We start from the raw sequence: 13,780 nt of genomic DNA, 5'->3' as shown, positions 1-13,780 counted from the left end.
TCATTGCAGCGGCCCATGGATGGCTCGTTGCAGCGGCCCATGGATCAATGCAAGAGAGAGTATGTCGAGCCTAGGCGAGGCACCGAGTGGAGGGGCAAGCGTTTTTGCTTACTTTTTTTGCGAAGGCATCAATCAAAGTCGGAAACGCACAACACCCACCAGAGATTCCGAGCCCCCTGACACACCACATAAGCGGAAGAAATCGTCGACCCCCGGGTCAATTCACACCAATCGAGGCTGTCAAACCGATACACCACAAGCTCGGAAAACGGCGCCGGAAACACTGCCTCCAGCGCCTCTCCCACCAACTTGCGGGCACTGGCCTGGCCCAACCCGCGGGTCGAGTGATGACAGCCGCCTCGCAGCACCACCGCCAGCAACGAGCCCTCGAACTCGTATCGATTCAGCAGGGAAAAAGGTCCGAACTCAGGCTCGACCTGCCCGATCGCAGTCGACCCGGCGAAGTCGCTGAAACGCTCCAGAAACTCGGCCAGTCGCCGCCCCTCGCCCAGTACCCTGATGCAAGGATCTGGCTTGAAGAAGCTGGAAACCACCTCGCCACACTGGGCAAGCACGGCAAGCAGTTCGGCAAGGGGCTGCTTGTCGACGACGAACTCGCTGGCACCTGTCAAAGGCGCTCCCGCCTCGTGCTTCAGGTTCTGATCTTGACTCATGCTGGATACCCGACTTTCAACGCAAACAGGCAATCGCCCTGGCGGCTAACGCGTCTCGGGCGTTGGCGGCCGCCGATGACTGCAAGGGCAACGCTCAGAACGAACAGGCCAGAGGGGGCGACAATGTAGCGGCCGCCTAGCTGAACGGCAAATCCGCAAGCCATCGCGCCCCAAGAGCCCATCGCTCTTACGCCTTGAAGGTCAACACCGGCGAAAACCGCGCAATCACCGACACCGTCTGCTCCTCCACCTGGGAACGAATCACCTGCCCGATCTCCTTGTACGCCCCCGGCGCCTCCTCGATCATCCGCTCCTCCTTGGTGGTGATGCACTCCACCCCCTGCAACCCCAGGAACGCCTTGTCCCGCTTGGCCCGCACGATCACGTCGCCGCGCGACATCGAACGCCCGGCGCCGTGGCTGGCCGAACGCATCCAGCGTTCGTTGCCCAGGCCGGTCAACAGGTAGGAATCGTGGCCCATGCTCCCGGGAATCAGCAACGGCTGCCCGGCATAGGCCGGGGTCGCGCCCTTGCGGTGCACGTTGCCCACCTCCTCACGCAACACGATGTTGTGCGGCACATCGACGATCAGCGGTGCCTCGATCCCCGCGCCGAACACCTGCCGGGTGCGCTGGCGCACCATCTCGGCGATCAGCGCGCGGTTGGCATCGGCATAGTGCGCAGCGCTGTGCATCGCCAGCAGATACTCGTCGGCCATCTCGCCGAACAGGGCGAAGATCTTCGATTGCGGATGCTTCAGGCCCGTCGGCCACAAGGCCTTGGCCTTGTCCATCCAGCGCCGCCCGACATAGAACCCGACATCCCGCGATCCGGTGTGGATCATCATCACCACCTGCCCCACCGCCAGGCCATGGGTAAAACAGGCCTGGCGATCCACCAGCTCGGTAACCACCTGGATCTCGACGAAGTGATTGCCGCCGCCCAGGGAGCCCAGGCCCGGATCACGAAGAACCTGCCGCGACCGGTCCTGCAAGGCCTCCGGGCCATAGGCGGCGCGACCACGGGCAAAGGACGAGCCATGCAGGCCGGCCAGCTCACGCTGCAACTGGGCGAAATCCGCTCCGGCGAACAAGCCCACCGGAGCCTGCTGCCGGACCTGGGCCCAGAAGTCTCCCAGGCCCGCCTCGAACAACGCGCTCATGGCTTGCGGGCTGGTGGGAATGTTGCGCGTGCCTTCCAGCAGGTCGCCACGCACCAGGGCGGTCCACTTGGCCTTCTGCGCCATGAACTGCTCATAGTCCAGGCCCAGCTTGTGCAGGCGCATGCCGCAATTGATATCGGTGCCGATGGCCTGGGGCACCACCAGGTCGTGGCTGGTGACGATCACGCTGCCCACCGGAATCGAGCTGCCGGTGTGGAAGTCCGGCGTGGCGCAAGCGCACTTCACCTCGCCGCCATGGGGGTGGGCGACGCGGGCGAAATCCATGAGCTGGGTGATGGCCTTCTCTTCGATGGCAAAACCTTCGGGCAGCAGCAGATCCGCCTTGAGCCCGGCGTCATTGATCGAGGAGATGGAAAGGGAATTGGAATTCAGGCGTTCGATGGCCACCCCGGAACGGGCGAGCTTGTGCTGAATTCTCTTGAACGGTACTTGGGTCATATTCGACTGCTTTTCTTGGACGCAACAAAACAACCACCCTTTTGGTGGCTGGAATTGTCTGGTCAGCAGCGAAACTTAGACGGCGCATATGGTGATGAGCCCGAGGCTTCATGTAAATACCCGCCAGCCACTTTTTTGTAGCTCGCCCTCCAGGCCGACCTGCCACCGTTTGGCCTGGATGGCGTTCAGGCCCCGCGCCGATGGTTCTGAGGCCAATCGGCGCAGTCGTCGATCACGTCGTGGGGCACCTTGGTGCTCCTCCATCGAACAAGCTCGACCTCGTCGCTGACCTCTTTCTGCCAGGCCGCGCCTACATCGGCCGCACTGGAGACTCCCTTGAAGATCGCCTCTTCAAGCGTCATGAAAACGAGACAGCAGGACCGGCAGGGCACCGCGGCCACGATGTAATATGTAGCAAGCTAAACCGATGCCCCCTGTCTCCATTGCCTATCGCAAGGATTGCCCATGCCCCGCGCCATCACCCTGCTTACCGAAGACTTCGCCGACTGGGAAACCTCCCTGATCAACGCCACTGCCCGAGCCTACTACGGTTTCGACTGCCGCTACGCCAGCCCCGGCGGCACGCTCGTCACATCCATGGGCGGCTTGCGAGTGACGCCCGACCTGGCACTGGAGGACATCGACCTGGAGCAACTCGACCTCTTGATGATCTGCGGCGCAACCTTCTGGCAGAGCGGCCAGCCCCTGGAGATCGGTGCCCTGCTGCGTGACGCCCAGGCACGCGGCATCGTGCTCGCAGGAATCTGCGACGGCACCAGGGTCCTGGCCCAGGCCGGGGTTCTCGATCGCCTGCAGCACACCTCGAATTCGGCGGCCAACCTGCTCTCGGTGAACTACGGCGGCGCCGCGCATTACCAGGATGTAGCCCACGCCGTGGCCGACCAGCGCGTGATCACCGCGCCGGGCAGCGCCCCGGTGAGCTTCATGGAACAGATCCTGCGTACCTTGGGTATCGACGATCAGAACCTGCAGGACTACATCGCCCTGCACGCTGCGCAACACCGCCGGCAAGGCTAGTCGGCCAGCGGGTTATCCACCGCCAGCACCGCTTCGTAGTGCCCGCTGTCAGGCGCGAAGGAGACAAAGTCCTCGAGGCCGGGCTTTTGCAACCACAACCGCCCGCAGCGGCTGCACTCGTAGGCCGTGGAGGTGCAGGCCAGGTAGACGCTGGACAAGCGATCCTCGAAATACTCGGTGGGCTGGGGCCGCCAAGGGCCCTTGGCGTACTCCCGGTCCAGCAGTTCGTCGACCTTGCCGGCGCTGGCGGCGACCAGCAGGTCGTTGGCCAACTGCGCCGCCCCGGTGAAGAACTCCTGCTCCTGCCCATCGGGCAAGATCGCCGCCTTGTAAGGCAGGTCGTCAGTTTGGTCGACGATGACATGTCCGCAGCGGCAGGCCAGTTTGCTCACAGGGGTTAACCTCGATGTGGGTTGCACAAAAGATCGAGGGCATCGCTGCTGCGCTACCCTCCCGGGCGGTTACGGCAGCGGCGCCGCTCCGGAGTCTTGCCCCTGGCCTGGTCGATACGAGTCAACCTTCCATGGGGAGTATTCCAACTCCACCCGAAACTGCTCCTGCGTGGGCCGCAATACCAGGAAAACCGACATTCGCTGCGGGTCCAGGGTCATGCAGCGCGCCTCCAGGCGTTGTCGCAGGCCAGGGTCCTGCCTGAAATCTTCCTCTCGCCCATCAATGGCCACCAGCTCGACCTGGCAATCGACCACTTGCCCCTGCTCATTGGCTCGGGCGCGAATACGGGCGGTACCGATGCTATCCAGGGACTCCTGGGCGAACAGCCGATGCCAGAGGTACTGCTCTTGCAGCGCGTACCCGCGGACCGTTGCACGAATCTTCTGCTCCTCCATCGGCCGCGACTTGGGCTGCGGGAAGACCACCGGCAGCACTACTTGCAGATTGTCCCCGGGAACACTGGCGAACAGCTGCGCCCCGGCCCTGGGAAATACCATGTTCCAGCAGATGCTCTCCAGCAACGGTGCAAGCCTGCGGTTGTCCGGAAAACGCTGCAGGGGATAGTCGGGCAATGCCTCGGCGGAACAACCGACTACCGCGTTGCGACGATCGATCACCGCATGCAGGGCCAGGCCGCCGACCCAGTCATCGACGTTGTAGCGGTTCACGCCCTGGTTCAACACCCGCTCGAAGCCCGAAACAAAGCCGGCCATCTGTTTAGCGGCCTGCTGCTCGGGAGTGGGCGCCGAGGTACCTTGGCAACCGGCGCCGAACAGCAGGCCAGCCAGCAGCAAGCCCCCTGCGACAAGCCGCGGCAGGCATTCAAAAGATCGGTAGTGCACGGTTCGCTCCATGGGCCTGCCCAGGCCCCAGGCCCGCAGCAGGTCGAATCATCCAGGGGCCGGGAGCATATAGGCTGGCGCGAAGACACACAAAAGCTTGTTGCGCCCCGGCGACTCCGCCTCAGGGACGGCTGCCCTTGACCCCCAGCACCTGCTCCAGGTGCCGGGCCTCGGCGTCCGACAGCGGCGGTGCGGGAAGCGCTGCGCCCTGCTGCTCGGATGCCCGTCGCGCCGACACCGCAGGCTTGATCCTGGTCACCCGGTTACGATTCGAGCTGCTCGCAGGATACAGCGCCTCATCCAGGCACTTATCGCGCATGCCCTGGCTGGACAAGCCCTGGCAGCCCTTGCCATTGGACAATGCACGAGCACCGCAGGTGGCCTTGCTGTCCGGGTCTTGCAGGTCGATGCAGCTCAAGGAACCGAAGCCATGCCCCAATACAGAGGCCGCATCCTCCCCATGGGCAATACCGGCGCACAGCAGCAATGGAGCTAAAAACAGTAAGACGCGCATATGACAGGAGCCTCCCTGGCGGCCGGACGCTCCAACGGAGCCTGCGGCCTGGCTGAGTAAAAGCCCCGTTCTAGCAGGCGAAGATGAACATTTTCCGTTCCCTGGACACAAATAGCGGCCCAACGGCCTGCGCGATGGCATGCTGTCGCCCCTTGCCTGGCTCTGGAGGAGCAGCCCTTGAATCAACGCATTTACCTGATCGGCGCCTCGGGAGCCGGCGTCAGCACCCTGGGTGCTGCCCTGGCCCGGCACTTGGGCTTGCCCCATGTCGATGTCGACGATCACTACTGGCAACCCAGCGACCCGCCTTTCGTGCAAGCCTGGCCCCCGGAGCGACGTGTGCAGAACCTGAGCCGCGCGCTGGGGCGCGAGCCCTGGGTGATGTCCGGGTCCATGGATGGCTGGGGCGATACCCTCATCGCCCAGGCGGACTGGGTGCTGTACATCGACACGCCGACGCCGCTGCGCCTGGAACGCATCCGTGCCCGGGAACGCCAACGCTTCGGCCCGCGTATCTTGCCCGGCGGCGACATGCATACCCGGCACCTGGCCTTCCTCGAATGGGCGGCAGCCTACGACAACGGCACCCGGGAAGGGCGCAACCGCCCACGACACCAGGCCTGGCTGGCACGGCTCGAGCGGCCCCAGGGGCATATCGACGGTTCGGTATCGGTACCACAGATGCTGGAGCAAGCCCTGGCGATCATGGCCAGGAGCACTTGCTGATTGCCGTCACGGACCAGGGCATCGGCCCTGGATGACTGAAGCGCCCACCGATCGGCGAGCGCCAGAATTGGATGCGCCACAAGGGCGTCTCAATGGAACAGGGAAGACGCCGCCCAAGCGAAGCACGTCAAGACCAACGCCATTCCCATTACATACACCGCCAACGCACGACCCACGGAACCACCCCACGCAACAGACTCTTGACTTGCAGCCGCTCGACGAACGACCAATAGCGCGCATTCTAGCAGCGAGCGCCGTCATATTGACACGCAACCCATCGCCGTTTTCAGTCATCCCGATAAATGGCAATCAGCGTCATTTTTATGACGAAAATGTAATGAAAGATTGACTCTCAGCCCTGGAATCGGGGACTTGCCGACACATCCTTTTGCATTTTCCGAACGATTTATCCCAGGCCGGCGGAACTTCGATTTCGCCCCACTGCCAGACACCCTCTTTTCTTCTGCAACCTCGCCCTTGAGCGCTCCCCAGGGTTGCGCCCCCTGGTTGGACAAGAGTGGTTCCCACTGCTTTCATTCAGGGTCAGGCCCGGTTGCATTACTACCCAGGAGGGGTCAATGCCTTTCAAAGTCATGATGGTTTTCGGAACACGCCCAGAGGCAATCAAGATGGCGCCCCTGGCGCGAGTCCTGCGTCAATGGCCAGGAATCGAACTGCACATCTGCTCCACCGGACAGCACCGGGAGATGCTCAAGCAGGTGCTCGATTCGTTCGAGCTGGAAGTCGACGAAGACCTGCAGGTCATGACCCAGGGCCAGTCCCTGAATGGCCTCTCGCAGCAATTGCTGATCAACCTCGACGCCACTTATCAACGCCTGCGCCCGGACATGGTGCTGGTGCATGGCGACACCACCACCAGTTTCATCGCCGCCCTGGCCGCGTTCAACCGCCAGCTCCCCATCGGCCACGTCGAGGCCGGCCTGCGTACCGGCAACCTCAGGGCCCCCTGGCCCGAAGAGGCCAACCGCCGCCTGACCGGGGTGATCGCCGACCTGCATTTCGCCCCCACTGCCAAGTGCGAGGCCAACCTGCTGCGCGAAGGCGTGCCGGAAGCCAACATCGAGATCACCGGCAACACCGTGATCGACGCCCTGCTGTGGATGCGCAGCCACCAGGAAGAACTGCACTGGCGACCGGGCGCCCATTCACCGCTGGCGATCCTCGATGACAGCCGGCGCATGGTATTGATCACCGGCCACCGCCGGGAAAACTTCGGCGATGGGTTCCAGCAGATCTGCGAAGCTTTGGCCGAATTGGGACAGCGCTACCCGGACATCCAGTTCGTGTACCCGGTCCATCTCAATCCCCAGGTGCAGAACGCCGTATACGGCCTGCTGTCGGACAAGCCCAACATCTACCTGATCCCGCCCCAGGACTATCAGCATTTTGTCTGGCTGATGGGACGTTCGTACTTCATTCTCAGCGACTCCGGCGGTATCCAGGAGGAGGCCCCGGCCATCGGCAAGCCGTTGCTGGTGCTGCGCGAGGTCACCGAACGCCCCGCGGTGCTCGAAGGCGGCACCGTGCTTTTGGTGGGCACCGACCGTGAGCGCATCGTGCGCCACGCCAGCGAACTGCTGGACGATCAACAGGTGTACGCACGCATGAGCCGGGTCCACAGCCCCTATGGCGATGGCCACGCCAGCGAACACATCGCCCGCCGCTTGAGCGCCTGGCTGGAGGCTCAAGCCGCGGGTGGCCCTGCATGAACCTGGAGCTGATCGATTTTTTCATCTACATCCTCTATGGCCTGAAGTACCTGGCCATCACCCTGGCCCTGCTGATGTTCCTGCTGGGCCTGGATGACCTGTTCATCGACCTGGTGTACTGGACCCGCAAGCTGATCCGGCGCTGGCGCATCTACGAGAAGTTCCAGCCGGCAGACGAGCAACGGCTGTTCGAGGCAGCGGAAAAACCCCTGGCGATCATGGTCCCGGCCTGGAACGAGGTCGGCGTGGTGGGCGAGATGGCGCGCCTGGCCGCCTCCACCATCGACTACCAGAACTACCAGATCTTCGTCGGCACCTACCCCAACGACGCCGAGACCCAGGCCGACGTCGACGCGGTGTGCCAGCACTACCCCAATGTGCACAAGGTGGTCTGCGCGCGCCCCGGCCCCACCAGCAAGGCCGACTGCCTGAACAACATCATCGACGCCATCCTGCGCTTCGAGAGCGAAGCGAAGATCGAGTTCGCCGGGTTCATCCTGCATGACGCCGAAGACGTGATCTCGCCGATGGAGTTGCGCCTGTACAACTACCTGCTACCCAACAAGGACCTGATCCAGATCCCGGTCTATCCCTACGCGCCGCAATGGCAGGGCTTCACCGCCGGCCACTACGTCGACGAGTTCGCCGAGAACCACGGCAAGGACGTGATCGTGCGCGAGGCCCTGACCGGCCAGGTGCCCAGCGCCGGGGTCGGCACCTGCTTCAGCCGCCGGGCCATCAGCGCCCTGCTGGAAGACGGCGACGGCATCGCCTTCGACGTGCAGAGCCTGACCGAGGACTACGACATCGGCTTTCGCCTGAAGCAAAAAGGCATGAAGTGCATCTTCGCCCGCTACTCGGTGAATGATCCGAAGCTGGCCCTGGATTATGAGTGGGCCCCGGGGATGAACCGCCAGTTCGCCCAGGTGATCTGCGTGCGCGAGCATTTCCCCCGGGACTGGCAGCACGCCGTTCGGCAGAAGTCGCGCTGGATCGTCGGCATCGTGTTCCAGGGCACCACCAACCTGGGCTGGAGCCGCAAGAACCTGCTCAACTACTTCCTCTGGCGCGATCGCCGCGGGCTGATTGCCTACCTGCTGAGTTTCCTGGTGAACCTGCTGCTCCTGGTCCTGCTGGGCATGTGGCTGATCACCGTGCTGTCCCCGGACGCCTGGCACTTCCAGTCGATCCTCACCGACAGCCCGCTACTGGCGGCGCTGCTCTGGCTCAACGGCCTGATGCTGGCCAACCGCCTGTTCCAGCGGGCCTGGTTCGTTACCCGTTTCTATGGCCTGGGCCAGGGCCTGCTCTCGGCTCCACGCATGATGTGGAGCAACTTCGTCAATTTCTTCGCCAACCTGCGGGCACTGCGCCAGGTCTTGCAGATGGGCGACTCGCGACGGGTCGCCTGGGACAAGACCACCCATGAATTCCCGGCCCTGACCAAGGCCCAGCGCACACCCCTGGGCCATCGCCTGGTGGAAAAGGGCCTGCTCAGCGAAGCACAGCTCGAAGCCGTCCTCACCAGCCCGCTGCACCGGCGGCTGGGGCGCGAACTGCTGGTGCGCGGCTACATCGACAGCATCCAGCTGGTACAGGAGCTGGCCGCGCAGTTCGAGCTGGAGTGGGCACCGCTCAACCCGTTCAAGCTCGATCCCCAACTGATCGCCAGCGTGCCCCGGCGCATCGCCGTGCAGTACGGCGTGCTGCCGGTCATGGACGAGGATGGCACGCTGGTCCTGGCCTCCGAGGATCCGGTCAGCCAAGTCTCGCTGGGGGCCATCAGCCGCCAGCTCAAGCGCCCGGTCAAATGCCGCCTGGCGCCCCAGGGCCGAGTGACCCTGGGTATCCGCCACTGGTACCCGGGCAAGCACCAGGGCGAGGAAACCCGGCACATGCTCGCCACCCTGGAACGGCACCAGGATGACGAGGCGCTGCTCGAACGGGTCAGCCATCACCAGGTGCAGATCGGCCGCCTGCTGCAGGCACACGGCCTGGTCCCGGCGAGCCTGTTCAACCAGGCCATGATCGACTACGACGCCGACCGCGGCTCCCTGGGCGAGCACCTGGTCGAACGCGGCATGATCACCGCCGAGGTGCTGCAACAGGCTCTGGCCGACCAGGCCGAGGAACAACAGGCGGCCTACAGCATCGTGGCACAGGTGACCCCATGAACAAGCACACTCCATGGCTGCTGGGCAGCCTGCTGCTGGGCCTGTCCGGCACGGTCCTGGCCCAGGAACTGACCGAGTTCGAGCGTTTTCGCAGCTATCCCTACCTCGACCGTGGCTACCGCGAAGCACAGAAGGGCAACTGGAAGGAAGTCGAGCGCCTGACCCGGCACCTGCTGCAGCGCGTGCCCAGGAACCAGGAAGCCCAGGGCCTGTTGGCCCAGTCCCTGGCCAAGCAGCGGCGCTACAAGGATGCGGTGCAAGCCATGGCCAACGCCCCCCAGGACAGCGAGGCGCTACTGGACCTGCACCTGACCTGGATCGACCAGGACCCGCCCGCCCCGGAGCAAGTGCAGCGCTGGCTCGACAGCGCTCCCCCGGCCCAGCGCACCCAGTTGTGGCAGGCCTATAGCCTGAGCCTGGCCACCTCCGGCGGTCCCCGGCGCGCCTACGACTGGCTGGCGCAGTTGCCGGCCAAGGGCGACGACACCGAACTGCGTCAGGCCCGGGCCAACTGGTCCGAGCAGTTGAGCAACACCGGCGACACCATCGCCCAGCTCGAACCGCTCGCCGCCAGCAGGCAACTGGACGCCGAAGGCTGGCAACGTCTGGCCAACGCCTACATGCAGCATCTGGACGAAGCCAAGCTGGAACAACTGCTCGAACAGGCGCCCAGCCCCCAAGCGGCGCATCAGGTGCACCGGGCGATGATCCAGCGGGCCATCGCCCTGGGCCGCAACAACCAGGCCCAACGCTGGATCCTGCGCCTGTCGCCGGCCGAGCAGGCCGACCCGGCGATCCGCCTGCAGCACTGGGAACTGGCCCGCGAGGAGAACGACAGCGACACCGTGCGCCGCCTCAGCGACGAACTGCGCCGCCCCTGCCTGGAGACCGTCGAATGGCTCTCGCGGCACGACCCGGACGCGGCCCTCAAGCAGCTGCGCCAGTGCTCGCCCCAGGATGATCCCCAAGCCTGGCTGGTGCTGGCCCAGCGCCTGCAGGCCAGCGACCTGCTGCAAAACCAGAGCCTGCCCGAACCCTGGGATACGGCCCGGCGCGAGCGGCTGATCGAGGTCTGGCAGGAACAGGGCCAGGGCGCCCGGGCGTTGCAATGGCTGGGCCAGCAACCGCAGACGCTGCCGGTGCTGAAAAAGCGCGCCGAACTGCTCCAGGCCCAGGGCCGCAACCGCGAGGCCGCCGAGTTGTGGGAGCGCCAGTACCGCCAGGGCGGCAACCTCACGGCCCTGGACCAGGCCACCTACCTGGCCCTGGCCGCTGGACGCCAGCCCCATGCCCAGGCCCTGCTGGAGCAAGCGTACGACCGCCACGCGGGCGCCCTGCCCGCCCCGCTGCTGCAGCGCCTGGCCGGGCTCTATGCCGCCACGCCGCAGTTGAACCCGCTGCAATTGCAGCGCATGACAGGGCTGATCAAGCGGGCCGACCCCGCCACCCGCAGCCAGCTATTGGCCCAACTGGCCGAAAACGGGCGCTGCGATGTGGTACGGCAGAGCATTGGCCAGCAACCCCGGAATGCGGGCGAGTACCGCGCACTGGGGCGCTGCGCCATGCCCGGGCAACCCGGCGCCGCCGTGGCCTGGTACCAGGCCGCCGAACGCCTGGGCGATCGTGGCAGCCGCCTGCCCCTGGCCTATGCCCTGGAGGCCGCTGGCGACTCCGCCGCGGCCCTGGCCGCCTGGCGCAGCATCCCGGATGCGCAATTGAGCGATAACGCCCGGCTCACCGCCAGCCGCAGCGCGTTAAACGTCGGCGACAACCACAGCGCCGAACGCTACTGGCAGCAAAGCAGCAGCCGTGGTGCCAATGAATGGGCGCTGGGCGCGGCGATCGCCGAGCAACGCGGCGACTACCCGACAGCCCTGCAACGCCAGCGCCAGGCACTGGCCCAGTCACCCGACGCCGGGCACTACTACGCGGCCTCGGTCACCGCGCAAAAGGCCGGCGAGCCGGAACAAAGCACCCAGTGGCTGGCCGAGGCCGTGCGCCGGCAACCGGACAACCCGCGCTTTGCTGCCGACTACGGCATGCGCCTGGCCGCCACCGACACCCCGGAGCAACGGCGCCTGGCCATTCCCCACCTGCAACGGGCCACCGGTGATTTCCCCGAGGATTATCGCCTGGGCGAAACCCTGGCCTGGCGTTACGCCGAAGCCGAAGACAGCGCCGCCGCCCGTAAGGAGCTGCGCCGGGTGATCGACCTGGAGCAGAACCCGGTGGCCGGCGACGACGAGAACGGCAGCCTGGAAGCGCGCCGCTATCGCCAGCGCCGCGCCCACGAGGCCCTGTCCCGGCGCGATAGCGTGACCATCGCCAGCACCTGGTCGCCAGGCGGGGTATCGACCAACAACAATCTGCTGCCGGACAACAGCGTCAAGGGCAGCCGGCGCCACCCTCAGTCGCAGAACGTGCAGATGGCCCTGTGGGACCATGCCCTGGGCGAGGAACCGAGCCGCAACGGCAGCAGCCTGTCGGTCTACGGCCGCACCTTGCTGGGTGGCCAGGGGCGCTCGTCCTATGGCGAGTCGGCCGCGGCCGGGGTCGGCTTGCGCTACAAGCCCTGGGGCAACGCCAACGTCAACTTCTATGGCGAGATCTACAAGCAGAGCCAGTTCGACGACCGCGACAACCATGGCCTGAGCCTGGGCCAGATGCTCGACCCCGGGCGGCTGCTGGACCAGCTCAACGACCATCGCAAGCGTGGCCACACCAGTACCGACTACCTGCTGCGGGCCACCGCCTCGGTCCTCGACCAGGGCCGCTACCGCAACGACTGGCGCATCGACGAAAGCGACTGGGACGAACGTTTCCTCTACCTGGATGCGGCCTGGTGGACCAAGGCCGGCGACCACCAATGGCTGTCGCGCTACCAGCAGGGCCATGCCTGGAAGCTGCCGGTGGGCAGCCCGCAGACCATCATGCCCTACGGTTTTCTCGAGTTCGCCGCCCAGGATCCGAGCAACGACTGGCGCCAGGACCTGCGCACCGGGCTCGGCCTGCGCTGGCAATACTGGTTCGACGACGACCAATACAACGCCTACCGCTCGCGCCTGACCGTGCGCACCGAGTACCAGCAATCCCTCGGCGGCAATCTGTATGAAGGCGGCAATGGCATTCTGGTGGGCGTGGAGCTGAATTTCTGATGAAACGACTGATGTACATCACCCTGCTGTGGCTGGGCCTGGGCCTGCACGCCCAGGCCGAGGAACGGCTGTTCTACCAGCCCTTGAACAGCGATGCGGCCCTGGGCCGCGAACAATGGCGCAAGATCTGGCAGGACAGCGTCCACAACGGCGTAAAGACCCTGATCGTGCAATGGACCGCCTACGGCGACTCGCACTTCGGCGACGCCCATGGCTGGCTCGCCGACAGCCTGCGCCAGGCCCGCGAGCAGGGCCTGCAACTGGTGCTGGGGCTGTACATGGATCCGGCCTACTACCAGCGCATCCAGCAACTGGACAGCGCCGGCCTGGAAACCTACTGGCAGGCCCAACTGGGCACTTCCCTGGCGCGCCAGCGCAAGCTGCGCGAGGACTGGCAACTGCCCGTCAGCGGCTGGTACCTGCCCATGGAACTGGATGACCTGCATTTTCTCGATGCCCAGCGGCGGATCACCCTGCAACGCCAGCTCAAGGACTTCGCCCGCCAGCTCGACGCGCCACTGCACCTGAGCGCCTTCAGCGCCGGACACCTGACACCGCAGGTGAATGGCGCCTGGCTCGGCGAACTGGCCAGCGCCGGCCTGCAGGTCTGGTGGCAAGATGGCGCCGGCACAGCACGCCTGGCCCCCATGGTGCGCGACAGCTATGCCGGCGCCCTGCCCTGTGGGGTCGGCATCGTCCGCGAGGCCTTCCGCCAGACCAGCGGCGAAGGCCAGCCGTTTCGCGCGGAACCTGCGACTCCCGATGCGCGACCGGCCGGCTGCCATGCCAGCGCGGTGTTCTCCCTGCGCTACCGCCCCTGGGGCCAGGCCTTGCGCACTCCTTAGCTCACTCA

General features: G+C 65.3%; 12 protein-coding genes. 6 read left to right on the top strand and 6 right to left on the bottom strand.

Features of this window, described 5'->3' with window-relative positions:
* Nucleotides 1-128: 128 nt before the first annotated feature.
* The 3 genes from CAG11_RS22240 to CAG11_RS33660 all read right to left on the bottom strand — a co-directional run bounded on the left by CAG11_RS22240 (nucleotide 129) and on the right by CAG11_RS33660 (nucleotide 2,657).
* On the bottom strand, nucleotides 129-674 hold the full coding sequence (locus CAG11_RS22240) for a hypothetical protein (protein WP_085597964.1): 546 nt from the start codon (nucleotides 672-674) through the stop codon (nucleotides 129-131).
* A gap of 187 nt (nucleotides 675-861) precedes the next feature.
* The gene (locus CAG11_RS22235) at nucleotides 862-2,295 is read right to left on the bottom strand and encodes an RtcB family protein (RefSeq protein WP_085597963.1); all 1,434 of its coding nucleotides are present in this window, start codon (nucleotides 2,293-2,295) and stop codon (nucleotides 862-864) included.
* Between the two features lie 185 nt (nucleotides 2,296-2,480).
* Nucleotides 2,481-2,657: a hypothetical protein gene (locus CAG11_RS33660; protein WP_158091438.1), complete on the bottom strand. Its 177-nt coding sequence runs from the start codon at nucleotides 2,655-2,657 to the stop codon at nucleotides 2,481-2,483.
* A 103-nt stretch (nucleotides 2,658-2,760) separates the two neighbouring features.
* Between CAG11_RS33660 and CAG11_RS22230 the strand changes: the two genes are divergently transcribed.
* Nucleotides 2,761-3,333, top strand: coding sequence for a type 1 glutamine amidotransferase family protein (locus CAG11_RS22230; protein WP_022639354.1), 573 nt, complete (start codon nucleotides 2,761-2,763; stop codon nucleotides 3,331-3,333).
* Here CAG11_RS22230 and CAG11_RS22225 read toward each other — a convergent pair.
* From CAG11_RS22225 to CAG11_RS22215, 3 genes are all read right to left on the bottom strand, one after another.
* Nucleotides 3,330-3,725: a hypothetical protein gene (locus CAG11_RS22225; protein ID WP_022639355.1), complete on the bottom strand. Its 396-nt coding sequence runs from the start codon at nucleotides 3,723-3,725 to the stop codon at nucleotides 3,330-3,332. The genes CAG11_RS22230 and CAG11_RS22225 overlap by 4 nt on opposite strands.
* A 69-nt stretch (nucleotides 3,726-3,794) precedes the next feature.
* Nucleotides 3,795-4,628: a hypothetical protein gene (locus tag CAG11_RS22220; protein ID WP_143494725.1), complete on the bottom strand. Its 834-nt coding sequence runs from the start codon at nucleotides 4,626-4,628 to the stop codon at nucleotides 3,795-3,797.
* Between the two features lie 121 nt (nucleotides 4,629-4,749).
* Nucleotides 4,750-5,142 carry a hypothetical protein gene (locus CAG11_RS22215; RefSeq protein ID WP_085597961.1) on the bottom strand — a complete coding sequence of 131 codons (393 nt, stop codon included), beginning with the start codon at nucleotides 5,140-5,142 and terminating at the stop codon, nucleotides 4,750-4,752.
* 177 nt (nucleotides 5,143-5,319) lie between these two features.
* Between CAG11_RS22215 and CAG11_RS22210 the strand changes: the two genes are divergently transcribed.
* The 5 genes from CAG11_RS22210 to CAG11_RS22190 all read left to right on the top strand — a co-directional run bounded on the left by CAG11_RS22210 (nucleotide 5,320) and on the right by CAG11_RS22190 (nucleotide 13,772).
* On the top strand, nucleotides 5,320-5,868 hold the full coding sequence (locus tag CAG11_RS22210) for an adenylate kinase (RefSeq protein WP_085597960.1): 549 nt from the start codon (nucleotides 5,320-5,322) through the stop codon (nucleotides 5,866-5,868).
* A gap of 578 nt (nucleotides 5,869-6,446) precedes the next feature.
* Nucleotides 6,447-7,598, top strand: a complete 1,152-nt coding sequence (wecB, locus tag CAG11_RS22205) for a non-hydrolyzing UDP-N-acetylglucosamine 2-epimerase (RefSeq protein WP_085597959.1) — start codon at nucleotides 6,447-6,449, stop codon at nucleotides 7,596-7,598.
* The gene (gene nrfB / locus CAG11_RS22200; protein ID WP_085597958.1) at nucleotides 7,595-9,772 is read left to right on the top strand and encodes a cyclic di-3',5'-guanylate-activated glycosyltransferase NrfB; all 2,178 of its coding nucleotides are present in this window, start codon (nucleotides 7,595-7,597) and stop codon (nucleotides 9,770-9,772) included. The genes wecB and nrfB overlap by 4 nt, the downstream gene beginning before the upstream one ends.
* Nucleotides 9,769-12,927, top strand: a complete 3,159-nt coding sequence (locus CAG11_RS22195; RefSeq protein ID WP_085597957.1) for a hypothetical protein — start codon at nucleotides 9,769-9,771, stop codon at nucleotides 12,925-12,927. Before nrfB ends, CAG11_RS22195 begins: the two co-directional genes overlap by 4 nt.
* Nucleotides 12,927-13,772, top strand: a complete 846-nt coding sequence (locus CAG11_RS22190; protein WP_085597956.1) for a DUF4434 family protein — start codon at nucleotides 12,927-12,929, stop codon at nucleotides 13,770-13,772. Before CAG11_RS22195 ends, CAG11_RS22190 begins: the two co-directional genes overlap by 1 nt.
* The last annotated feature ends 8 nt before the right edge of the window (nucleotides 13,773-13,780 follow it).

The sequence above is a fragment of the Pseudomonas sp. B6(2017) genome (assembly GCF_002112765.1).
Lineage (GTDB): Bacteria > Pseudomonadota > Gammaproteobacteria > Pseudomonadales > Pseudomonadaceae > Aquipseudomonas > Aquipseudomonas piscis.
The sequence above is the reverse complement of the archived record's forward strand: the minus strand, read 5'-3'. Positions and strand labels throughout refer to the sequence as shown.